The following is a 21,965-nucleotide window of genomic DNA, read 5'->3' on the forward strand; positions in this document are numbered from 1 at the left end:
CTTAGCGGCCGCAAAATCGGGTGGCAAAGGTGTGACGTACGAAGCTTCCTAGTTGACGCGGAAACGGCAAAACGGGACAGAATGGTGCGTCTGTCCCGCTCAAACCATCTCATTCATCTCCTAAAGAACTTCGTAAGTGACGCGCACCCTATGTGCGGGCTCACACCGAGCGCACCGGACCTTCACCGGCAGTTGCTGGAGCAATGCACTACGTGAGGCCTTCTTCGGGGAGGATCAGATGCACATCCCCGAACTCGTGCCACAGGTAGAGCCCCTCGACCGCCTCCTCGTACGCCCGGCCGATCGCCGCCCGCCCCGCGATCGCCTCCAGCATCAGCAGATGCGAGGCCTCCGGCTCGTGCAGCCCGGTCAGCAGCCCGTCGACCACCCGCACCCCCCGCTCAGGCGTCACCACCAGATCCGTCCAGCCCTCCCGCGCCCGTACCACGCCGTCGGGCCCGGCGGCCGACTCCACGGCCCGCACCGCCGTCGTCCCCACCGCCAGGACCCGCCCTCCCCCCGCCCGCGCCGCGTTGACCAGCCGCGCCGACGCCTCCGGCACCGCGAACCGCTCCGGATACGGCGGCTCGTGCGCCTCCGCCGACGCCACCCCGGTGTGCAGCGTCACCGGCGCGACCTGCACACCCCGGCTCACCAGCTCCGCCACCAGCCGCCCCGTGAACGGCCGCCCCGCACTCGGCATCTCCGCACTCCCCGCCCCGTCCTCGGACGGCAACGCGAACACCGTCTGATACACGGACAACGGCTGATCCCGCTCCGTGTAGGAGTAACGGATGGGCCGCCCGTGCTCCCGGAGCATCCCGGCGACAGCCGGCGGCGACACACGGGCCCACCACAGCCGCTCGCCCCGCCCGCTCAGCGGCTCCTCCAGCACCAGCCGTACGCCGCCCGGCAGCCGCACCTCCGTCCCCGGGGGACCGCCCGCCCGCGCGCGCGTGGTGCCCCGGCCGTCCGGATCCCGCAGCTCGACGGCCCAGCGCCCGTCGTCGCCCCGTGTGGAGAAATGCACCACCACGCGCCCGGGGCCGGTCGTTGCGTCCACGGCCGCCGCCAGCGTCGGCGAGGTGTTGACGACCAGCAGATCGCCCGCCTTCAGCAGCCCCGGCAGCGCCGCGAACGCGTGGTGCGACACCTCCGTACCCCGCGAGACCAGCAGCCGTACGGCGTCCCGGTCGAGACCCGGTCCGCGCTGCTCGGCGGGCACGCGCGCGTGCAGTTCGTCCGGCACCCGCACCGCCGCCGTCGTCATCGCCTCTCCAGCAGGGACCGCGCCGCACAGCGCCCACTGGGCGGCCGTTCGTCGAGCAGCCGCAGAAACGCCGGGACCACACTCTCCGGGCTCGGCCGCGGAGCGTCGTCGTCCGGCACGGCCGCCGCGTACAGGCCCGTGCCCATGTCCCCCGGATCGACGGCCCAAACCCGCAGCCCCGGCTCCTCCTCGGCCAGCACCGCCGACAGATGGTCCAGCGCCGCCTTCGAGGCCCCGTACCCGCCCCACGTCTCGTACGCCTCGGCCGCCGCGTCCGAACTGACGTCGATGACCGCACCCGCCGTGGAGGCCCGCAACAGCGGCAGCGCCGTCTGGACCAGCCCCAGCGCGGCGACCACATTGACCTCCAGGGCCCGCCGCAGACCGTCCAGGGCCAGCCCCTCCAGCCGTACGAGTGGCTCGGCGCCCAGCGCGCTCGCGTTGTTCACCAGCAGATCGACCCCGCCCAGCCCACGCGCCGCCGCCACCAGCCCGGCCCGGTGCCCGGCGTCCGTGACATCCCCCGGAAGGGCCTCCACCCGCGTCCCGTACGCCGACAGCTCCGCCGCCGTCTCCCGCAGAACCTCAGCGGTCCTGGCGTCGAGCACCAGGTCCCACCCGCGTTCCGCCAGCGCCGCGCCGAGTGCCCGGCCCAGCCCCTTCGAAGCCCCCGTGATGATCGCTACCGGCATGACATCCGTCCCCTCGCCCTCGAACCGCCGCCCGACCCGACCGGCGGTGATCCCAACGTAGGGACGGCACCGCCCCCACCGCCTCGTGCGCGGGTCGCAAGGCGCCGGGGCCCTTCGCCCTAGGTGTATCGCCCTCGGACCAGGTCCCGAGGCCTAGGTCCGAGGGTCCGGACGCGGCCTGCGGCGGTCCGATCCGCGCTGTCGGACCCCGCCGGTACGGTGGGGTCATGAGTCAGGGTCCACGGTCCGGCCTCGCCGCGGTCAGCTCCGCGCTGCTGGCCATGAGCAGGCACCTGGAGGTGCGCGACGTCCTCAAGACGATCGTCGCCTCCGCCCGTGAGCTGCTCGACGCGGAGTACGCCGCGCTCGGCGTCCCCGACGACCACGGGGGCTTCGCCCAGTTCGTCGTCGACGGCGTCAGCGACGCCGAGTGGAAGGCCATCGGCCCCCTCCCGCGCCAGCACGGCATCCTCGCCGCGATGCTCCACCAGGCCGCCCCGGAGCGCCTGGCCGACGTCCGCACGGACCCCCGATTCGAGGGCTGGCCGAGCGCCCACCCCGACCTGGTCGACTTCCTGGGCCTGCCCGTCCGCGACGGCGACGAGGTCATCGGCGCCCTCTTCCTCGCCAACAAGCGATGCCCCAGGCCCGAAGGCGGCTGCGGCTTCACCGAGGACGACGAGGAACTGCTGGCGATCCTCGCCCAGCACGCCGCGATCGCCCTGACCAACGCCCGCCTCTACGAACGCAGCCGTGAGCTGACCATCGCCGAGGAACGCTCCCGGCTCGCCCACGAACTCCACGACGCCGTCAGCCAGAAGCTCTTCTCCCTGCGCCTGACCGCCCAGGCCGCCGCCGCCCTGGTCGACCGTGACCCCTCGCGCGCCAAGGGCGAACTCCAGCAGGTGGCCGCGCTCGCCGCCGAGGCGGCGGACGAACTGCGCGCCGCCGTCGTCGAGCTGCGCCCCGCGGGGCTCGACGAGGACGGCCTGACCGCCACCCTGCGCACCCAGATCCAGGTCCTGGACCGCGCCCACAGCGCCCGCGTCACCTTCGCCGGGCGCGGCGCCCGTGCCCTGCCCGCGGCCCAGGAGGAGGCCGTGCTGCGCGTCGCCCAGGAAGCCCTGCACAACGCCCTGCGGCACTCGGGAGCCGAGCGGGTCGACGTCACCCTCGACCGGCACGGCGGCGGTGCCGTCCTGCGGGTCACGGACGACGGCGACGGCTTCGATCCCCAGGCCATACGCCGCGCGGGGCGTCACCTCGGCCTGGTCTCCATGCGCGACCGGGCGAGCGGGGTCGGTGGCCGGCTGACCGTGGAATCGGCGCCCGGAAAGGGCACCACGATCGAGATGGAGGTCCCCGGTGGCTGACGCGATCAAGGTGCTGCTCGTCGACGACCACCAGGTGGTCCGCCGCGGTCTGCGCACCTTCCTGGAGGTGCAGGACGACATCGAGGTCGTGGGGGAGGCCGCCGACGGTGCCGAAGGAGTCTCCCGCGCCGAGGAACTCCGGCCCGACGTCGTCCTCATGGACGTCAAGATGCCCGGCATGGACGGCGTCGACGCGCTGCGCAAACTCCGCGCACTCGACAACCCCGCGCGCGTGCTCATCGTCACCAGCTTCACCGAGCAGCGCACGGTCGTCCCGGCCCTGCGCGCCGGCGCCGCCGGATACGTCTACAAGAACGTCGACCCCGACGCGCTCGCCGGCGCCATCCGCTCGGTGCACGCCGGACACGTCCTTCTCCAGCCCGAGGTCGCAAGCGTGCTTCTGTCCCAGGAGGAGGCCAGCTCCGGGCAGGGCAGAGGCGGTTCGCTGACCGAGCGGGAGCGCGAGGTGCTCGGCTTGATCGCCGACGGCCGCTCCAACCGCGAGATCGCCCGCGCGCTGGTCCTCTCCGAGAAGACGGTCAAGACCCACGTCTCGAACATCCTCATGAAGCTCGACCTGGCGGACCGGACGCAGGCCGCACTGTGGGCGGTCCGTCATGGTATGACCAGATGACGGGGGGATTGTCCGGCAACCTGGAAGGTTCCCCTCCGGGCTGAGATTCATACCGTCGGGCGTATGTCCCCCGGATGGCGCATCCTGCCGGAGGCTCCGCCGTTCTTCAGTGCGTGCTGCGTGCGACCGCCGCAGTGATCGCAAGGAAGGGCTCAAAGTGAAGAACCTGAAGAAGGCCGCCGCTGTCACGATGGTGGCCGGTGGCCTCGTCGCCGCCGGTGCCGGCATGGCCTCCGCCACCGACGGCGGGGCGCACGCCGACGGCCAGGCCATCGGCTCGCCGGGCGTCGTCTCGGGCAACGTCATCCAGGCCCCGGTCAACATCCCCGTGAACGCGGTCGGCAACAGCGTGAACGTCGTCGGCATCCTGAACCCGGCCTTCGGCAACCTGGGTGTCAACCACTGACGTGCCCGCCCCGGAGCACCAGTGACCACCGGCCTTCCAGGCGCTCCCTGGAAGGCCGGTCAGGTTTCCCCTGCCTCTTCACCGGGCGTTCGGCGAGGCAGGCATGAGCGACCGCTCCAGCCGCCCGCGCACCAGCCCGCGCCGGGTCCCGCCCCGCACCGAACGGCGCATCATCAAGGTCCGTGTTCTGCGCCGCTGGGGGCCGGCCCGCATCGCGCACCTGCTGCACCTGGTTCCCTCGACCGTGCACCGCGTGCTGACCCGCTACGGCCTGGCCCGCCTCACCCACCTGGACCGGGCCACCGGCCGAGTCATACGCCGCTACGAACGTGAGAGGCCCGGCGAACCGGCCCACGTCGACATCGAGGAACTCGGCAACATCCCCGACGGCGGCGGCCACAAGGCCGTCGGCCGGCCAGCCGTCCTCGACCACGCAACGGGCCAGACGCAGGCGGCCGGTCTCGGTCAGGGGTGCATTACGGTGAGGCACGAGGGCCGTTCTGCCGTACGGCGTAGATGCCGCAATCCACACCGAGCCAGAAGGCCCTCACCCATTTCAAGATCCGTCAGCCGTGAGCCCTGTCACCGTCCGCAACTCCCCGGACAGAACACCTAGCGCCCCCGCTCCCGTTCCTCCACGAACGCGTTGTACGCCGCCACCTGGGCCCGCCGGGCCGTCCGCTCCACCGGGCGCAACGCGACGGTGCGGGAGGCCATCTCGGAGGCGCTCACAGCGCCGCCGTGCCCGTTCTCGAAGGCCACCGAGATCAGCAACCCCACTCGCTGCGCCAGCTCCAGCACCCGTACCGCCCGCGGCGGGTACCCCGGAGCCAGCACCGCCCGCCCCCGCTCTGCCCGCGCCCGATACGCGTCGATCGCGGCCTCGGCCACCGGCCCGGAAGCCGCGACGTCCAGCCGCGACAACACAGCGGTCGCCTCACGCAACGCCTCCGCCAGCTCCCGCTCCGCCTCCCCGAGCGACGGCACATCGGCAGGCGGAGCCTCCCGCACCTCAAGACAGTGCCAGACGACCTCCACGTGCTCGTCCCCGGAGGGTCCCGCCGCGTACACCTCCGGCACCAGCCCCAGCGCACCCCCGTGACAGACGACCGCCTCCTCCGCCTCCAGTGCCCGCTTGTTGAACTCCGGCGGCCCGCTGAGCCCCAACGGATGCCCCGGCGCGGGCAGGGCGACCCGCAGTCCGGTCACCCGGAGCGCCCGCAACCGCCCGAGCGCGAGCGTCAGCCCGACAGGCCCCGACTCCCCGGGCAACCCATCCACCCGGTGGACCGCGTCCTCCCCGACGATGGCGAGGACCGCGTCATCCGGCGAGACAAGTCCGGCAAGAAGGGCATTTCCCCATGAGGTAAGGCGCCCTGAGCGTGGTTCCGAGAGCATGCCCCCACCCTAAGGACCGACCGATGGAATGGACGGCCCGACCGGTGGCGTAGATTTCCTTGAGGGCTGCGCCCACCCGGCGGTGGCTCCAACCACAGGCGTACGCGACAGCCGAGACAGGCCGACACTGCAAGGGGAGACAGCGCGCTCATGAGCGATGTTCTGGAGCTGGAGGACGTATCCGTGGTCCGCGAGGGCCGGGCTCTGGTGGACCAGGTCTCCTGGTCGGTCAAGGAGGGCGAGCGCTGGGCCATCCTCGGCCCGAACGGCGCCGGGAAGACGACCCTCCTGAACATCGCGTCCAGCTACGTCTACCCGAGCAAGGGCACCGCCACGATCCTCGGCGACACCCTCGGCAAGGTCGACGTGTTCGAACTGCGCCCCCGCATCGGCATGGCCGGTATCGCCATGGCGGAGAAGCTCCCCAGGCGTCAGACCGTCCTGCAGACCGTGCTGACCGCCGCGTACGGCATGACGGCCACCTGGAACGAGGACTACGAGGAGATCGACGAGCGGCGCGCCCGTGCCTTCCTCGACCGTCTCGGCATGACCGAGTACGTCGACCGGAAGTTCGGCACCCTCTCCGAGGGCGAGCGTAAGCGCACCCTCATCGCCCGCGCCCTGATGGCCGACCCCGAGCTGCTGCTCCTCGACGAGCCCGCCGCCGGCCTCGACCTCGGCGGTCGCGAGGACCTCGTGCGCCGTCTCGGCCGCCTGGCCCGCGACCCGATCGCCCCCTCCATGATCATGGTCACGCACCACGTCGAGGAGATCCCCCCGGGCTTCACCCACGTCCTGATGATCCGTCAGGGCAAGATCCTCGCCGCGGGCCCGCTCGAACTCGAACTCACCTCGCGCAACCTCTCCCGGTGCTTCGGCCTTCCGCTGGTCGTCGACCAGATCGGCGAGCGCTGGACCGCCCAGGGCCTGCCGCTCACCTGACCTTCAGGTTCTCCCCGGCTTTTGCCGGTCGGGCGCCCCGGGCTCACAACCCGGCCCGGACGCACCCGACTTGGCGGCAGTCTGTGCACGATCTCTGACCGTGCGCCCTGTTCGGCGGGAGGACCGCGGCTTTACCATTGACGATGTGGACAGCATCGACGCATGGGTGTGGTGGCTGATCGGCGCGGCCGGGCTCGGGGTCGCCCTCGTCGTGACCGCGATGCCCGAACTGGCAATGCTCGCCCTGGGCGCCGTCGCCGGGGCCGTGACCGCGGGGCTGGGCGGGGGTGTCGTACTCCAGGTCGTCGTCTTCGCGGTCGTCTCCGTCGCGCTCATCGCCGTCGTACGGCCCATCGCGGCCCGGCACAGATCCCAGCGGCCCCAACACGCGACCGGGGTCGACGCGTTGAAGGGCAAGCACGCCGTCGTCCTGGAACGGGTCGACGGCGCGGGCGGCCGTATCAAGCTGGGCGGAGAAGTCTGGTCCGCCCGCGCACTCGACAGCGGACAGGCCTACGAGGTGGGTCAGGAAGTGGATGTCGTGGAGATCGAGGGAGCCACCGCGATCGTCATGTGACCTCGCACGACGTGGTCACGACGCGATGACGCGATGAGCGCAACGCCCCACCTGGCAGGCGCCGTTCTGCCAGACTCGACCAGCGTGATCTTCAACAGTCCCGACAGGCATAAGATCTTCCGGAAGCGCTACGGCGAAGAAGGGCACGGGGAGCAACGATGGAACCGATCATCATCGTCCTGATCATTCTGGTGGTGTTGGTCTTCATCGCCCTGATCAAGACCATCCAGGTCATCCCACAGGCCAGCGCGGCGATCGTCGAGCGCTTCGGCCGCTACACACGGACACTCAACGCGGGTCTGAACATCGTCGTCCCGTTCATCGACTCCATCCGTAACCGCATCGACCTCCGTGAACAGGTCGTGCCGTTTCCGCCCCAGCCGGTGATCACCCAGGACAACCTGGTCGTGAACATCGACACGGTCATCTACTACCAGGTGACCGACGCCCGTGCCGCCACGTACGAGGTCGCCAGCTACATCCAGGCGATCGAGCAGCTCACCGTCACCACCCTCCGCAACATCATCGGTGGTATGGACCTGGAGCGGACCCTGACCTCCCGCGAGGAGATCAACGCGGCCCTGCGCGGCGTCCTCGACGAGGCCACCGGCAAGTGGGGCATCCGCGTCAACCGCGTCGAGCTGAAGGCGATCGAGCCGCCCACCTCCATCCAGGACTCGATGGAGAAGCAGATGCGCGCCGACCGGGACAAGCGCGCCGCGATCCTCACCGCCGAAGGTACGCGCCAGGCCGCCATCCTCACCGCCGAGGGCGAGAAGCAGTCCCAGATCCTCCGCGCCGAAGGCGAGGCCAAGGCCGCCGCGCTGCGCGCCGAAGGTGAGGCCCAGGCCGTCCGCACGGTCTTCGAGGCCATCCACGCCGGCGACCCGGACCAGAAGCTCCTCTCCTACCAGTACCTCCAGATGCTCCCGAAGATCGCCGAGGGCGACGCCAACAAGCTCTGGATCGTCCCCAGCGAGATCGGCGACGCCCTCAAGGGCCTCTCCGGCGCCATGGGCAACTTCGGCAACCTGGGCGGCGGCCCGACCGTCCCCAGGCCCAGCGACGGCGGCAGCGAGCGCCGCGAGAAGCCGGCCATCGACTGACCAGGCCCCGAAACCAGACGTTCCCCGCGCCCACCCGTCTTTCAGGGGCGCGGGGCTTTGTCGATATGCGGCTCCGCCGCGTGGGCGCGATCAGTCCACTCCACCCGCAGCCCGTCGGCTACAACAGCCACTGCGACGCTCAGGCGGGGCTTCTGGCGGAGCCCTACGCGGCCCCTTGTGAAAGCCAGTCCGGCAGCGCGTCGAAGTCGTCATGGCCCAGAGACAGAAGCATCGCGTCCGCCGGCGTCGGCTCGAACGGCTGCCGCAGCAGCGGCATCCCCGCCTGCTCCGGAGTCCGGTCGGCCTTACGGTGATTGTCCTCGGCGCACGACGCCACCGTGTTGAGCCAGGTGTCACCGCCACCCCGCGACCGCGGCACCACATGGTCGACCGTCGTCGCCCGCCTGTCGCAGTAGGCGCATCTGTGCCGGTCCCGTACCAGCACACCCCGCCTCGACCACGGCGCTTGTCTTCGGAACGGCACTCTCACATACCGGCAGAGCCTGATCACCCGGGGCGCCGGTATGTCGACCGCGGCTCCGCGCATGCGCAGTTCGGGGTGGGTCTGCTCGACGACGGCCTTGTCCTGCAGTACCAGAACGACGGCTCGGTTGAGCGTCACCGTCGACAGCGGCTCGAAGCTCGCGTTCAGTACCAGCGTGTCCCGCATTCCAGCCCACCTCCTGTGCCAGCCCACCCCCCGGCAGGCTTGGATCAACTCTGGCCGGGCACGTCGAGATGGACAACGCAATAAAAATGCCCGTCTCTGATCACTTCCATGACCGGAGACGGGCAAACGCTCAACGAACGCCGGCTTCGTTACTCTTCCGCTACAGCGGCGTACTCACCGATGAGTTGAGCGCGCGCCAGCGTGTGGAAACGCAGGTTGAAACCGACCACCGCGGGCGAAGCATCCGCATCAGGACCGAGCTTCTCCTCGTCCACGGCGTACACCGTGAACACATACCGGTGCGCCGGATCCCCGGGCGGCGGCGCGGCGCCACCGAAGTCCTTCGTCCCGTAATCGTTGCGCACCTGGACGGCACCCCCGGGCAGCCCTTCGAACTTCCCCGAGCCGGCACCCGCCGGCAACTCCGTCACCGACGCCGGGATGTCGAACACCACCCAGTGCCAGAACCCGCTGCCCGTAGGGGCGTCCGGGTCGTAGCACGTCACGGCGAAACTCTTGGTCTCAGGCGGGAAGCCCTTCCAGCGCAGCTGCGGCGAGGTGTTCCCGCCCGCGTAGACCTGAGCGTCCTTGAGCGTCGCACCCGCCTCGACGTCCTCGCTCGCGACCGTGAACGACGGCACGACCGGGTGGAAATCGTGGGGGAGCGGCGGCCTCTTCGGCTCGGTCACCTCGGTACCTCCTGGTGGTTCTGTGGTCGGTGTGCTCAGAGCCTAGAACCAGCTGCGCTTGCTGCCGACCTCCGACAGCCACTGGTTCAGATACGCGGCCCAGTCCGTGCCCTGGTAGTCGTGCAGCCCCACCTTGAACGCGCGGAACGAGTCACTGCCCTCGCTGAACAGCCCCGGCTTCTTGTCCATCTCCAGCACGACGTCCATCTCGCGCTCGTCGGCGACAAAGCTCAACTCGACCTGGTTCAGGCCGTGGTACTGCTGCGGCGGGAAGAACTCGATCTCCTGGTAGAAGGGCAGCTTCTGCCGCGTACCCCGGATGTGACCGCGCTCCAGGTCCGCGTTCTTGAAGCGGAAGCCCAGCTGGATGAAGGCGTCCAGGATCGCCTGCTGCGCCGGCAGCGGGTGCACGTTGATCGGGTCCAGGTCTCCGGAGTCGACCGCACGCGCGATCTCCAGCTCGGTGGTCACGCCGATGTTCATGCCCGGCAGCGTCTGCCCCTGGATCGTGGTGACCGGCGTCTCCCACGGGATCTCCAGCCCGAACGGCACCACATGGACCGCCTCGGCCTTGAGCTCGAAGGCACCACCGAGCCGCTGCTTGGTGAATTCGATGTCCTGCTTGTACTCCGTGTCCTGGCCCTCGACCTCGACCTTGGCCTGCAGCCCGACAGACAGTGCCTCGATCTGCTGGTCCACGGAACCGCCCTGGATCCGCACCTCACCCTGGACGACACCGCCCGGGACGACATTCACCTCGGTCAGCACCGTCTCGACCGAAGCCCCACCGGCCCCCAGGCTCGCGAGCAGTCGCTTGAACCCCATGTCTGTTCCTCCCGTCAGGCAATGCCTGCGTGTCTGTGTGGCTCTGTGTTCTGTGTGGTGTGGATCGCTGTGTGTGGCGTGGATCCTTGATCCCTAGAAACGCAGACCGACGGCGACCGGTTCCGCGTCCTCACCCTTCCAAACCCTTCCAAGGAGAACGCCCCCTCTCCACCGTCGGTGCGCACCTGTCTGGACTACGCTCGTACGCCATGATCGCGAGCTCCGACCGTACGCCCCTCGCCCGCGAGTTCTTCGACCGCCCCGTCCTGGAAGTGGCGCCGGACCTCCTGGGCCGTGTCCTCGTACGCACCACCCCGGACGGCCCGATCGAACTCCGCCTCACGGAGGTCGGGGCCTACGACGGCGCCAACGACCCCGGCTCCCACGCCCATCGGGGTCGTACCGCCCGCAACGGCGTCATGTTCGGTCCGCCGGGCCATGTCTATGTCTACTTCACCTACGGCATGTCAAGGCGGTCAGCATGAATGTTGACGTCCTCGCCCATCCTGCCGAAGAGGTTGCCCCCAGGCTGCTCGGGAGCGTCCTCACCTGCAGGACCCCCGAGGGAACCGTGAGCATCGCCATCACGGAGACCGAGGCGTATTCCGGTACGGCTGACCCAGCTTCCCATGCCTACCGAGGCCAGACACCCCGTAACGCCGTCATGTTCGGACCCGCAGGACACCTGTACGTCTACCGGTCCCACGGTCTCCACTGGTGCGCCAACGTCGTCACCGGGACGGACGGCATCGCCTCGGCTGTCCTCATCCGGGCAGGCAGGGTCATCGAGGGGGAAATCCTGGCACGCAAGCGACGAGGGGAGAGGGTCGAGAGTCCACGGCTTGCCCGAGGTCCGGGGAACGTCTGCCAGGCACTCGGCATCACGGCGGAGCACAACGGCGCGGACCTCCTGACAGGTACCTCGGTCGTGTTGTCCGAGGGTGAGTCGGTACCTGGCGCGCTCATCCAGGTTGGTCCTCGGGTAGGCGTGAGCAAGGCCCACGACTGGCAACACCGGTTCTACCTCGTCGGTGATCCGACGGTCTCGGCGTACCGGCTGAGTCCGCGAGCCAAGCCCGCCGGAGCCTGAGCCGCTGTGCGCCTTGCTCACGGCTTGTCGGCGAGTCGGCGCGGAGGTTGGGCCAGAAGGTGGGTGATCGCTCGCGACCGAGGCGCGTGACGCGTTCCCGGCCGGTCGAGTGACTGCCGACGTGCGCCGACTCGGGCCGGACGGGTGGGGGATGGCCGGGTGCATCAGCGGATGGCCGAACAGAGCAGCACCACACGGGCGGGCTCCCTGAACGGGGTCCTCCCTCCTTCGTGTACGATCCCTCGGCCAGGTCGCCGCCGTCGCTCCCGACCGCACGAGACCGAGTCCAGGCCCGAAGGCTTGGGCGTCCACCTGTGAAGAGAGACCGCGCCATCCGTGCACGGTCCACCCCGGCAACGAAAGGGAGGTACATGTCCCGCCGTCCGGCGGGGGGCACTGGCGCATCCGTGTGCGCCTCACAGGAAGGAGCCACACTCGGTGGCTATCAGCTTCCGCCATGACCGCCCGTGGGGCGGAGTCTCCCAGCGCGAGTACCGGCGCATGGCGCAGCACCCCGGACACCCGCTCGCCTACCGTGTCCACTTCGCCGCCATCGGATGGGCGGACCGGCAAGGACACGCAGGCTTCGAGCCGGGCCGGCCGGCCGCGCTGCTGGGCAAGAGCGGCAAGCCGTTGTCCGATCAGAGCACCCGCAACGCAGTGGCCCGAGCCAAGGAGCCGGAGCAATGCTCAGGACTTGTGGATCGGCTCCCCGGGAGCACGCGAAGGGCGTACCTTCCCGGGTGATTGATCGACCAGTCACCGAGTAGACCCGCGTTCGCAGTGCGGGTCGGGAAGGCACACCCGTGCTCAGCGTAGTGAACGCCGACGGCTCCACCGAGTCCGGCTCCCTGATCGACGAGATCGTCCGCGAGGGCGCACGGCGGATGCTCGCCGCCACGCTGGAGACCGAAGTCAACCAGTGCATAGCAGAGTTGGCGGCCGAGAAGGACGAGGCAGGGCGCCGCCTGGTGGTCCGTAATGGCCACCACCGGCCCCGCGCGTGAACGACAAGCGGGTGGATGCGGACACCGGCGAACGGATGCGGTTCTCTTCGAAGATCCTGCCGCCGTGGTGCCGCAAGTCCCCCAAGGTCAGCGAGGTGCTGCCGCTGCTCTACCTGTACGGATTGTCTTCTGGGGACTTCGTGCCCGCGCTGGAGCAGTTCCTCGGCGCTGCGGCCGGTCTGCCGCCGGTCACCGTGACCCGGCTGACGAAGCAGCTGGCCGAGGGGTCGCGCGAGTCCACCGACTCCCGGGCCGATCTGCTGCGGGACTGCCGCCGTCGGGGCATGTGTGATCCCGAGCTGGTCGTCGGGGACGGCGCGATGGGCTTGTGGAAGGCGCTGGCCGAGGTGTTCCCGACCGCCCGCCATCAGCGGTGCTGGGTCCACAAGGCCCGGAATATCACGAACGCCTTACCGAAGTCCGCGCAGCCGGGCGCGACGAAGGCGATGCAGGAGATCTACAACGCCGAGGACCGCGCGCACGCGGAGAAGGCCGTCGAGGCGTTCGCCAGGACCTGCGGGGCGAAGTGGCCCAAGGCCGTCGCGAAGATCTCCGACGACGCCGAGGAGCTGCTGGCGTTCTACGACTTCCCGGCCGAGCACTGGATCCATCTGCGGACCACGAACCCGATTGAGTCGACGCTCTCCACCGTCAAGCTCCGCACCAAGGTCACCCGCGGCGCCGGCAGCCCGGCCGCAGCCCTCGCGATGGTGTTCAAGCTCGTCGAATCCGCCCAGGCCCGCTGGCACGCGGTCACCGGAGCCCACCTCGTCGCCCTGGTCCGCGCGGGCGCCACGTTCGGAAACGGCGTCCTCGTCGAACGCGAGGCGGCAGCATGAGCCGGCCTTCGCAGACACAGCCGGAGAGCCCGCAGATGCGGCTGCACCCCTTGACCGAGACCGGGGCGCACCAGATCGAGCACTGGTTCGACCACCCCGAGGTCCACAGGCGCCTGGGCGGCCGGTTCTGGATCCACCGTCAGCTGCGGCTGATCAGCCAGTACCCCTGCACCACCTTCCGCGGCGCGATGGTGCTGCGCTCCCACGGGTGGATCGGCCTGGATCAGGCCGGGACGCCGGTCGCGTTCATCTGCGGCGACGTCTATGACCGCTGGGTCCGCTACCACGGCGAGGGCCCCGAGGGCCCCATCCTGTCCCACGCCGACCCCCGGCTTGCCATGGGCCTGGCCTACCTGGTCGACCCCGACCGGTGGCGGCACGGATACGGCCGCTCCGCCCTCCAAGCCGTCCTCACCCACCCCGACGTCGGCGATGTCCAGACGTTCTTCTGCGGGATCGACGCCGACAACCGCGCCAGTCGCAACTGCGCCGAATCCGCCGGCTTCACCCTCCCCGACCTCGAACCAGACCACGAAGGGATGCTCTACTACCGCAGCACCCGACCAAGTTGACAACCGAGAACATGCTGATCCACAACTTTTGACAGCTACTCCCCGCCCGCTGCGGGTTGACCTCGCGACGATGACGGCGAACGTTGCCCAGGCCATCGCTGATCCGCAGACGTGGCAGATGACGCTACTGGGGGCTTACGAGGCGCTGCGGCCTGGCGGGCATCTGGTCTTCGAGACGCGCGATCCGGCCAAGCGCGCCTGGGAGGAGTGGACCCGCGAGAACTCCTACCGTGTGACGGAGATCCCCGGTGTCGGCTCGGTCGAGAGTTGGGTCCAGCTGATCGAGGTGAGCTGGCCACTGGTGACGTTCCGCTGGGCCTACGGGTTCGCAGCGGATGGACAGGTGCTGACGTCGGATTCGACCCTGCGTTTGCGCGAGCGGGAGGAAGTCGAGCGGGATCTGGTCGCGCAGGGACACGTGGTGGATGACGTTCGCGACGCGCCCGACCGTCCGGGAAGGGAGTTCGTCTTCCTGGCGCGACGTCCGTGATCGTCGGTGATTCGCGCCACTCGAACTTCGATGACGCACACTCACCCGGGAGTTTCGTCGTTGATCTCGACGGTGCGATGATCGGCCAGATCCTGCTCAGGAGAGCAACGGGGCACCGTCGCCCGGCTGCCGCGGGGAAGGTCGATCTTCGGCTACCTGTTCCTTCCGCGGGCGTGGGGATTCGGGTACGCCGCCGAGGCGTGCGCGGCGGCACTCGACTGGTTCGACGGTGTCCTTCCCGGCGAGCCGGTGGTGCTCACCACTCAGCCCGCCAACGTCGGCTCGATGCGCCTCGCGGCAAAGCTGGGGTTTCACCGAGGTAGAGCGGTTCCATGCCTGGGATGCCGAGCAGTGGCTCGGCATGCGGTCCCCGGTCACCGCTTGAGCGTGTGTTCGAAAGGGGTGGGGTGCCGGCCGTCAGTCCTCGTCGTCCTCGACGGCGTCCGGGGGCTGCCGTACGTGGCGGTAGATGGTCGATGTTGCGACCTTGAGCATGGCGACGATGCTGGGGGAGGGGTGGCCCCAGCGTGCATCTGGCGTGCGAGATCGGCCTGTTCGGGGGTGAGCTTGGGAGGGGACCCAAGACGTTGTCCGCGGGCACGGGCGGCGGTCTGTCCCTCGGTTGTGACTTCGGCGATCCACGCGGCTTGGAGTTGCAGGGTGGCGTCGACGGCGCGGATGACGAGGTCGCCGTCGGGCGCGGTGGTGTCGATCGGCTCTTCCAGGGAGCGCAGTCCGACGCGTGCGTCATCGAGTTGGTGGAGCAGGTCATGCAGGTTGCGCAGGCCGGCGGCGAACCTGGAGAGCCGCACGATGACGATGCAGTCGCCGGGGCGGATGTAGCGGAAGGCTGCGTCCCGGGCCGGTCGCGGACCGGTGGTGCGGTGAGTGATGTCGAGGAAGACCGTGTGGCAGCCAGCGGCGAGGAGAGCACCGGCCTCGGCGGGTCGCGCAGGGCCGCGCTCGCACCGATCGGACCGTGATCCTTCTCAGCGCCAACGGCTGTACCGATGTAGAGCTCGCACTGCCTGTCTCCTGCCTGTCGTCGCCTTTGCCGACGATGCCGGACTAACGACATACATGCTTGGTGAGTCACCTACGGCATGTGGCACCGCATGAACCTCGTATGCGGTCCGGAGGGTCGGGCGAGCGCCGTCCTGCTGCGCGCCGGCGAGATCATCGAAGGTGCCGGCCTCGCCCGCAAACGTCGAATCCCAGCCCGAAACGACAAGGAACTGGCTAAAGGTCCCGCCCGCCTGGCCACGGCCCTGGACGTGGACCGAGCCCTCGACGGCACGGACGCCTGTGCCCCCGGAGCTCCGACCCTGACCGTCCTGAACGGCAGCCCTGTCAGCCCTGACCAGGTGCGCAACGGACCCCGCACCGGTGTCTCCGGGGACGGCGGCGTTCACCCCTGGCGCTTCTGGATCGCCAACGACCCGACTGTCAGCCCCTATCGGGCCCACGTCCTTCGCCGACGTTCAACTTGACTTGCTCCTGGGTGGTCCGTAATGTAGCCCGAGCCGCTTGAACCGGTTACGGCGATCAGCCAGCAGCCGAGAGCGGCCAACCCACTACCTACGACATCTCCTCAGCGGGGGCGAATTAGGCGTGCCCTGATTCCAGCCCGCAGCACTCAATTATGAGTTGCCGAGGGAATCGGCTAGCGTAGTGAATGTCGAAAGGCCGCAGAGAGAAACCGCTAGGCCTAAAGGCAGTAGAAAGACAATCCCGCCGACAGGGAATCGGATCGGAAAAGGATCTGATAGAGTCGGAAAGGTAAGACCGAAGGGAAGCGCCCGGAGGAAAGCCTGAGCCGGTTGGTTTGGGTGAGTACAAAGGAAGCGTCCGTTCCTTGAGAACTCAACAGCGTGCCAAAAATCAACGCCAGATATGTTGATACCCCGTTCCTGGCCGGTTTCGGTCGGGGCGAGGTTCCTTTGAAACAAACACAGCGAGGACGCTGTGAACGGTCGGGCTTATTCCGCCTGACTGTTCCGCTCTCGTGGTGTTGCACCCGATTACGGGTACACATTCACGGAGAGTTTGATCCTGGCTCAGGACGAACGCTGGCGGCGTGCTTAACACATGCAAGTCGAACGATGAACCACTTCGGTGGGGATTAGTGGCGAACGGGTGAGTAACACGTGGGCAATCTGCCCTTCACTCTGGGACAAGCCCTGGAAACGGGGTCTAATACCGGATACGACACCGGGAGGCATCTCCTCGGTGTGGAAAGCTCCGGCGGTGAAGGATGAGCCCGCGGCCTATCAGCTTGTTGGTGAGGTAATGGCTCACCAAGGCGACGACGGGTAGCCGGCCTGAGAGGGCGACCGGCCACACTGGGACTGAGACACGGCCCAGACTCCTACGGGAGGCAGCAGTGGGGAATATTGCACAATGGGCGAAAGCCTGATGCAGCGACGCCGCGTGAGGGATGACGGCCTTCGGGTTGTAAACCTCTTTCAGCAGGGAAGAAGCGCAAGTGACGGTACCTGCAGAAGAAGCGCCGGCTAACTACGTGCCAGCAGCCGCGGTAATACGTAGGGCGCGAGCGTTGTCCGGAATTATTGGGCGTAAAGAGCTCGTAGGCGGTCTGTCGCGTCGGATGTGAAAGCCCGGGGCTTAACCCCGGGTCTGCATTCGATACGGGCAGACTAGAGTGTGGTAGGGGAGATCGGAATTCCTGGTGTAGCGGTGAAATGCGCAGATATCAGGAGGAACACCGGTGGCGAAGGCGGATCTCTGGGCCATTACTGACGCTGAGGAGCGAAAGCGTGGGGAGCGAACAGGATTAGATACCCTGGTAGTCCACGCCGTAAACGGTGGGAACTAGGTGTTGGCGACATTCCACGTCGTCGGTGCCGCAGCTAACGCATTAAGTTCCCCGCCTGGGGAGTACGGCCGCAAGGCTAAAACTCAAAGGAATTGACGGGGGCCCGCACAAGCAGCGGAGCATGTGGCTTAATTCGACGCAACGCGAAGAACCTTACCAAGGCTTGACATACACCGGAAACGGCCAGAGATGGTCGCCCCCTTGTGGTCGGTGTACAGGTGGTGCATGGCTGTCGTCAGCTCGTGTCGTGAGATGTTGGGTTAAGTCCCGCAACGAGCGCAACCCTTGTTCTGTGTTGCCAGCATGCCTTTCGGGGTGATGGGGACTCACAGGAGACTGCCGGGGTCAACTCGGAGGAAGGTGGGGACGACGTCAAGTCATCATGCCCCTTATGTCTTGGGCTGCACACGTGCTACAATGGCAGGTACAATGAGCTGCGAGGCCGTAAGGCGGAGCGAATCTCAAAAAGCCTGTCTCAGTTCGGATTGGGGTCTGCAACTCGACCCCATGAAGTCGGAGTTGCTAGTAATCGCAGATCAGCAGTGCTGCGGTGAATACGTTCCCGGGCCTTGTACACACCGCCCGTCACGTCACGAAAGTCGGTAACACCCGAAGCCGGTGGCCCAACCCCCTTGTGGGGAGGGAGCTGTCGAAGGTGGGACTGGCGATTGGGACGAAGTCGTAACAAGGTAGCCGTACCGGAAGGTGCGGCTGGATCACCTCCTTTCTAAGGAGCACTTCTTACCGGCTTCGGCTGGTCAGAGGCCAGGACATCAGCGAACGTCTGATGCTGGTTGCTCATGGGTGGAACGTTGATTATTCGGCACGGTTCAGTATGGGTGAGAGCGTTAGTACTGCTTCGGCGTGGAACGCGAAGCTCATCGACTGATCGTGTCGGGCACGCTGTTGGGTGTCTGAGGGTATGGCCGTATGGCTGCCTTCAGTGCCGGCCCCAGTGCACTCGGACCGCTCTGGTTCGGGGTGATGGGTGGTTGGTCGTTGTTTGAGAACTGCACAGTGGACGCGAGCATCTGTGGCCAAGTTTTTAAGGGCGCACGGTGGATGCCTTGGCACCAGGAACCGATGAAGGACGTGGGAGGCCACGATAGGCCCCGGGGAGTCGTCAACCAGGCTTTGATCCGGGGGTGTCCGAATGGGGAAACCCGGCAGTCGTCATGGGCTGTCACCCTTGCCTGAACACATAGGGCAAGTGGAGGGAACGCGGGGAAGTGAAACATCTCAGTACCCGCAGGAAGAGAAAACAACCGTGATTCCGGGAGTAGTGGCGAGCGAAACTGGATGAGGCCAAACCGTATGCGTGTGAGACCCGGCAGGGGTTGCGTATACGGGGTTGTGGGATCTCTCTTTCACAGTCTGCCGGCTGTGAGACGAGTGAGAAACCGTTGATGTAGGCGAAGGACATGCGAAAGGTCCGGCGTAGAGGGTAAGACCCCCGTAGCTGAAACATGAACGGCTCGTTTGAGAGACACCCAAGTAGCACGGGGCCCGAGAAATCCCGTGTGAATCTGGCGGGACCACCCGTTAAGCCTAAATATTCCCTGGTGACCGATAGCGGATAGTACCGTGAGGGAATGGTGAAAAGTACCGCGGGAGCGGAGTGAAATAGTACCTGAAACCGTGTGCCTACAAGCCGTGGGAGCGTCGGACAAGCACGTGTGCTTGTCTCGTGACTGCGTGCCTTTTGAAGAATGAGCCTGCGAGTTTGCGGTGTGTTGCGAGGTTAACCCGAGTGGGGTAGCCGTAGCGAAAGCGAGTCCGAACAGGGCGTTTCAGTAGCACGCTCAAGACCCGAAGCGGAGTGATCTAGCCATGGGCAGGTTGAAGCGGCTGTAAGAGGTCGTGGAGGACCGAACCCACCAGGGTTGAAAACCTGGGGGATGACCTGTGGTTAGGGGTGAAAGGCCAATCAAACTCCGTGATAGCTGGTTCTCCCCGAAATGCATTTAGGTGCAGCGTCGTGTGTTTCTTGCCGGAGGTAGAGCACTGGATAGGCGATGGGCCCTACCGGGTTACTGACCTTAGCCAAACTCCGAATGCCGGTAAGTGAGAGCGCGGCAGTGAGACTGTGGGGGATAAGCTCCATGGTCGAGAGGGAAACAGCCCAGAGCATCGACTAAGGCCCCTAAGCGTACGCTAAGTGGGAAAGGATGTGGAGTCGCAGAGACAACCAGGAGGTTGGCTTAGAAGCAGCCACCCTTGAAAGAGTGCGTAATAGCTCACTGGTCTAGTGATTCCGCGCCGACAATGTAGCGGGGCTCAAGCGTACCGCCGAAGTCGTGTCATTGCAGCATGTACGCCCAACGGCGGCTGTGATGGGTAGGGGAGCGTCGTGTGCCGGGTGAAGCAGCCGCGGAAGCGAGTTGTGGACGGTTCACGAGTGAGAATGCAGGCATGAGTAGCGATACAAACGTGAGAAACGTTTGCGCCGATTGACTAAGGGTTCCTGGGTCAAGCTGATCTGCCCAGGGTAAGTCGGGACCTAAGGCGAGGCCGACAGGCGTAGTCGATGGATAACCGGTTGATATTCCGGTACCCGCTGTGAAGCGTCAAACATTGAACCAGGCGATGCTAAGTCCGTGAAGCCGTCCCGGAGCCTTCGGGCAAAGGGGAGTGGTGGAGCCGACGGACCAGACCTGCAGTAGGTGAGTGATGGGGTGACGCAGGAAGGTAGTCCATCCCGGGCGGTGGTTGTCCCGGGGTAAGGGTGTAGGCCGTGCGACAGGTAAATCCGTCGTACATGTGGCTGAGACCTGATGCCGAGCCGATTGTGGTGAAGTGGATGATCCTATGCTGTCGAGAAAAGCCTCTAGCGAGTTTCATGGCGGCCCGTACCCTAAACCGACTCAGGTGGTCAGGTAGAGAATACCGAGGCGTTCGGGTGAACTATGGTTAAGGAACTCGGCAAAATGCCCCCGTAACTTCGGGAGAAGGGGGGCCATCACTGGTGAGAGGACTTGCTCCTCGAGCTGGGGGTGGCCGCAGAGACCAGCGAGAAGCGACTGTTTACTAAAAACACAGGTCCGTGCGAAGCCGTAAGGCGATGTATACGGACTGACGCCTGCCCGGTGCTGGAACGTTAAGGGGACCGGTTAGCTCACTTTCGGGTGGGCGAAGCTGAGAACTTAAGCGCCAGTAAACGGCGGTGGTAACTATAACCATCCTAAGGTAGCGAAATTCCTTGTCGGGTAAGTTCCGACCTGCACGAATGGCGTAACGACTTCTCGACTGTCTCAACCATAGGCCCGGTGAAATTGCACTACGAGTAAAGATGCTCGTTTCGCGCAGCAGGACGGAAAGACCCCGGGACCTTTACTACAGTTTGATATTGGTGTTCGGTTCGGCTTGTGTAGGATAGCTGGGAGACTTTGAAGCAGCCACGCCAGTGGTTGTGGAGTCGTCGTTGAAATACCAGTCTGGTCGTGCTGGATGTCTAACCCGGGTCCGTGATCCGGATCGGGGACAGTGTCTGATGGGTAGTTTAACTGGGGCGGTTGCCTCCCAAAGAGTAACGGAGGCGCCCAAAGGTTCCCTCAGCCTGGTTGGTAATCAGGTGGTGAGTGTAAGTGCACAAGGGAGCTTGACTGTGAGACCGACGGGTCGAGCAGGGACGAAAGTCGGGACTAGTGATCCGGCGGTGGCTTGTGGAAGCGCCGTCGCTCAACGGATAAAAGGTACCCCGGGGATAACAGGCTGATCTTCCCCAAGAGTCCATATCGACGGGATGGTTTGGCACCTCGATGTCGGCTCGTCGCATCCTGGGGCTGGAGTCGGTCCCAAGGGTTGGGCTGTTCGCCCATTAAAGCGGTACGCGAGCTGGGTTTAGAACGTCGTGAGACAGTTCGGTCCCTATCCGCTGTGCGCGTAGGAGTCTTGAGAAGGGCTGTCCCTAGTACGAGAGGACCGGGACGGACGAACCTCTGGTGTGCCAGTTGTCCTGCCAAGGGCATGGCTGGTTGGCTACGTTCGGGAGGGATAACCGCTGAAAGCATCTAAGCGGGAAGCCTGCTTCGAGATGAGGACTCCCACCCCCTCTGAGGGGTTAAGGCTCCCAGTAGACGACTGGGTTGATAGGCCGGATGTGGAAGCCCAGTAATGGGTGAAGCTGACCGGTACTAATAGGCCGAGGGCTTGTCCTCAGTTGCTCGCGTCCACTGTGTCAGTTCTGAGACAACGAACAGTTGTCGGCTTTGAGCTGAGCATTTAACTGAAAAGTGTGCTTGTTCGCTCGAAACCAATAGGGTTTCGGTGGTCATAGCGTGAGGGAAACGCCCGGTTACATTCCGAACCCGGAAGCTAAGCCTTACAGCGCCGATGGTACTGCAGGGGGGACCCTGTGGGAGAGTAGGACGCCGCCGAACAATCTTTGAAGGACCCCTGGTCACCAGCGTTCAGCTGGGACCAGGGGTCCTTTTTTGCTTGTTCTGAAACACACACAGCCCGGAGCGCGCCGGGTAGCCGGCTGCGCGAGAATGACTTGCGGTACCGAAGACAGGAGTCACCATGTCCACCAACTCTCCCGACGATCGAC

The 21,965-nt window shown here is 66.5% G+C and carries 15 protein-coding genes, 3 rRNA genes and 8 pseudogenes; 19 read left to right on the top strand and 7 right to left on the bottom strand.

What is annotated here, in order from left to right; translation table 11 throughout:
• Positions 1–182 precede the first annotated feature (182 nt).
• Both WBG99_RS28480 and WBG99_RS28485 read right to left on the bottom strand, forming a co-directional pair.
• A pseudogene (locus WBG99_RS28480) lies at positions 183–1,270 on the bottom strand (S-adenosylmethionine:tRNA ribosyltransferase-isomerase).
• A complete protein-coding gene (locus tag WBG99_RS28485; RefSeq protein ID WP_338899044.1) occupies positions 1,267–1,962 on the bottom strand; it encodes an SDR family NAD(P)-dependent oxidoreductase in 696 nt (231 codons plus the stop codon). The pseudogene WBG99_RS28480 and the gene WBG99_RS28485 overlap by 4 nt, the downstream one beginning before the upstream one ends.
• 227 nt (positions 1,963–2,189) lie before the next feature.
• Between WBG99_RS28485 and WBG99_RS28490 the strand changes: the two genes are divergently transcribed.
• From WBG99_RS28490 to WBG99_RS28505, 4 genes and pseudogenes are all read left to right on the top strand, one after another.
• Positions 2,190–3,335 (top strand): GAF domain-containing sensor histidine kinase, encoded by a 1,146-nt coding sequence (locus WBG99_RS28490; RefSeq protein WP_338899045.1) that lies wholly within the window; start codon positions 2,190–2,192, stop codon positions 3,333–3,335.
• Complete coding sequence (locus WBG99_RS28495) at positions 3,328–3,969, top strand: response regulator transcription factor (RefSeq protein WP_338899046.1); 642 nt, start codon at positions 3,328–3,330, stop codon at positions 3,967–3,969. Before WBG99_RS28490 ends, WBG99_RS28495 begins: the two co-directional genes overlap by 8 nt.
• A gap of 157 nt (positions 3,970–4,126) precedes the next feature.
• Positions 4,127–4,375, top strand: a complete 249-nt coding sequence (gene chpE / locus WBG99_RS28500; protein ID WP_338899047.1) for a chaplin ChpE — start codon at positions 4,127–4,129, stop codon at positions 4,373–4,375.
• A gap of 79 nt (positions 4,376–4,454) precedes the next feature.
• Positions 4,455–4,796 (top strand): annotated as a pseudogene (locus WBG99_RS28505) (helix-turn-helix domain-containing protein); the annotation flags it as partial.
• On the opposite strand, the pseudogene WBG99_RS28510 reads toward WBG99_RS28505, so the two are convergent.
• Both WBG99_RS28510 and WBG99_RS28515 read right to left on the bottom strand, forming a co-directional pair.
• A pseudogene (locus WBG99_RS28510) lies at positions 4,788–4,901 on the bottom strand (IS481 family transposase); the annotation flags it as partial. The pseudogenes WBG99_RS28505 and WBG99_RS28510 overlap by 9 nt on opposite strands.
• A gap of 86 nt (positions 4,902–4,987) precedes the next feature.
• Positions 4,988–5,773 (bottom strand): hypothetical protein, encoded by a 786-nt coding sequence (locus WBG99_RS28515; RefSeq protein WP_338899048.1) that lies wholly within the window; start codon positions 5,771–5,773, stop codon positions 4,988–4,990.
• Positions 5,774–5,923: 150 nt separating this feature from the next.
• Between WBG99_RS28515 and WBG99_RS28520 the strand changes: the two genes are divergently transcribed.
• The 3 genes from WBG99_RS28520 (at position 5,924) to WBG99_RS28530 (ending at position 8,398) form a co-directional block, all read left to right on the top strand.
• Positions 5,924–6,715, top strand: a complete 792-nt coding sequence (locus WBG99_RS28520) for an ABC transporter ATP-binding protein (protein WP_338899049.1) — start codon at positions 5,924–5,926, stop codon at positions 6,713–6,715.
• Between the two features lie 145 nt (positions 6,716–6,860).
• Positions 6,861–7,292 (top strand): NfeD family protein, encoded by a 432-nt coding sequence (locus WBG99_RS28525; RefSeq protein WP_338899050.1) that lies wholly within the window; start codon positions 6,861–6,863, stop codon positions 7,290–7,292.
• 158 nt (positions 7,293–7,450) lie between these two features.
• Complete coding sequence (locus tag WBG99_RS28530) at positions 7,451–8,398, top strand: SPFH domain-containing protein (protein WP_338899051.1); 948 nt, start codon at positions 7,451–7,453, stop codon at positions 8,396–8,398.
• A gap of 163 nt (positions 8,399–8,561) precedes the next feature.
• On the opposite strand, the gene WBG99_RS28535 is transcribed toward WBG99_RS28530, so the two are convergent.
• From WBG99_RS28535 to WBG99_RS28545, 3 genes are all read right to left on the bottom strand, one after another.
• Entirely contained in the window at positions 8,562–9,068 is a 507-nt protein-coding gene (locus WBG99_RS28535; protein ID WP_338899052.1) for an HNH endonuclease, read from the bottom strand.
• A 149-nt stretch (positions 9,069–9,217) separates the two neighbouring features.
• Positions 9,218–9,757, bottom strand: a complete 540-nt coding sequence (locus tag WBG99_RS28540) for a YbhB/YbcL family Raf kinase inhibitor-like protein (RefSeq protein WP_338899053.1) — start codon at positions 9,755–9,757, stop codon at positions 9,218–9,220.
• A gap of 42 nt (positions 9,758–9,799) precedes the next feature.
• On the bottom strand, positions 9,800–10,582 hold the full coding sequence (locus tag WBG99_RS28545) for a sporulation protein (RefSeq protein ID WP_338899054.1): 783 nt from the start codon (positions 10,580–10,582) through the stop codon (positions 9,800–9,802).
• 209 nt (positions 10,583–10,791) lie between these two features.
• Between WBG99_RS28545 and WBG99_RS28550 the strand changes: the two are divergent.
• The 12 genes and pseudogenes from WBG99_RS28550 to rrf form a co-directional block, all read left to right on the top strand.
• Positions 10,792–11,049: pseudogene (locus WBG99_RS28550) on the top strand (DNA-3-methyladenine glycosylase); the annotation flags it as partial.
• A 14-nt stretch (positions 11,050–11,063) separates the two neighbouring features.
• Positions 11,064–11,672, top strand: coding sequence for a DNA-3-methyladenine glycosylase (locus WBG99_RS28555; RefSeq protein ID WP_338899055.1), 609 nt, complete (start codon positions 11,064–11,066; stop codon positions 11,670–11,672).
• A gap of 438 nt (positions 11,673–12,110) precedes the next feature.
• Positions 12,111–12,419, top strand: coding sequence for a hypothetical protein (locus WBG99_RS28560; RefSeq protein WP_338899056.1), 309 nt, complete (start codon positions 12,111–12,113; stop codon positions 12,417–12,419).
• Positions 12,420–12,478: 59 nt separating this feature from the next.
• Positions 12,479–13,518: pseudogene (locus WBG99_RS28565) on the top strand (IS256 family transposase).
• Positions 13,515–14,090, top strand: coding sequence for a GNAT family protein (locus WBG99_RS28570; protein WP_338899057.1), 576 nt, complete (start codon positions 13,515–13,517; stop codon positions 14,088–14,090). The pseudogene WBG99_RS28565 and the gene WBG99_RS28570 overlap by 4 nt, the downstream one beginning before the upstream one ends.
• A gap of 40 nt (positions 14,091–14,130) precedes the next feature.
• Positions 14,131–14,580 (top strand): annotated as a pseudogene (locus tag WBG99_RS28575) (SAM-dependent methyltransferase); the annotation flags it as partial.
• A 44-nt stretch (positions 14,581–14,624) separates the two neighbouring features.
• Positions 14,625–14,965: pseudogene (locus WBG99_RS28580) on the top strand (GNAT family N-acetyltransferase); the annotation flags it as partial.
• A gap of 142 nt (positions 14,966–15,107) precedes the next feature.
• Complete coding sequence (locus tag WBG99_RS28585; protein WP_338899058.1) at positions 15,108–15,563, top strand: hypothetical protein; 456 nt, start codon at positions 15,108–15,110, stop codon at positions 15,561–15,563.
• A gap of 111 nt (positions 15,564–15,674) precedes the next feature.
• A pseudogene (locus WBG99_RS28590) lies at positions 15,675–16,070 on the top strand (DNA-3-methyladenine glycosylase); the annotation flags it as partial.
• Positions 16,071–16,614: 544 nt separating this feature from the next.
• Positions 16,615–18,143, top strand: a 16S ribosomal RNA gene (locus WBG99_RS28595).
• Positions 18,144–18,451: 308 nt separating this feature from the next.
• Positions 18,452–21,573: ribosomal RNA gene (locus WBG99_RS28600) — 23S ribosomal RNA — on the top strand.
• Between the two features lie 105 nt (positions 21,574–21,678).
• Positions 21,679–21,795 (top strand): 5S ribosomal RNA (gene rrf / locus WBG99_RS28605).
• Together the 16S, 23S and 5S rRNA genes form the textbook arrangement of a ribosomal RNA operon.
• Positions 21,796–21,965: the final 170 nt, after the last annotated feature.

It is taken from the genome of Streptomyces sp. TG1A-60, assembly GCF_037201975.1.
Taxonomy (GTDB): Bacteria; Actinomycetota; Actinomycetes; order Streptomycetales; family Streptomycetaceae; genus Streptomyces.

Excerpts from the sequence above, each read along its gene's own strand:
- WBG99_RS28545 (WP_338899054.1), bottom strand. The coding sequence starts at position 10,582 with ATGGGGTTCAAGCGACTGCTCGCGAGCCTGGGGGCCGGTGGGGCTTCG.
- WBG99_RS28570 (WP_338899057.1), top strand. The coding sequence starts at position 13,515 with ATGAGCCGGCCTTCGCAGACACAGCCGGAGAGCCCGCAGATGCGGCTG.
- WBG99_RS28520 (WP_338899049.1), top strand. The coding sequence starts at position 5,924 with ATGAGCGATGTTCTGGAGCTGGAGGACGTATCCGTGGTCCGCGAGGGC.
- WBG99_RS28485 (WP_338899044.1), bottom strand. The coding sequence starts at position 1,962 with ATGCCGGTAGCGATCATCACGGGGGCTTCGAAGGGGCTGGGCCGGGCA.
- WBG99_RS28535 (WP_338899052.1), bottom strand. The coding sequence starts at position 9,068 with ATGCGGGACACGCTGGTACTGAACGCGAGCTTCGAGCCGCTGTCGACG.
- WBG99_RS28555 (WP_338899055.1), top strand. The coding sequence starts at position 11,064 with ATGAATGTTGACGTCCTCGCCCATCCTGCCGAAGAGGTTGCCCCCAGG.
- WBG99_RS28490 (WP_338899045.1), top strand. The coding sequence starts at position 2,190 with ATGAGTCAGGGTCCACGGTCCGGCCTCGCCGCGGTCAGCTCCGCGCTG.
- WBG99_RS28530 (WP_338899051.1), top strand. The coding sequence starts at position 7,451 with ATGGAACCGATCATCATCGTCCTGATCATTCTGGTGGTGTTGGTCTTC.
- WBG99_RS28515 (WP_338899048.1), bottom strand. The coding sequence starts at position 5,773 with ATGCTCTCGGAACCACGCTCAGGGCGCCTTACCTCATGGGGAAATGCC.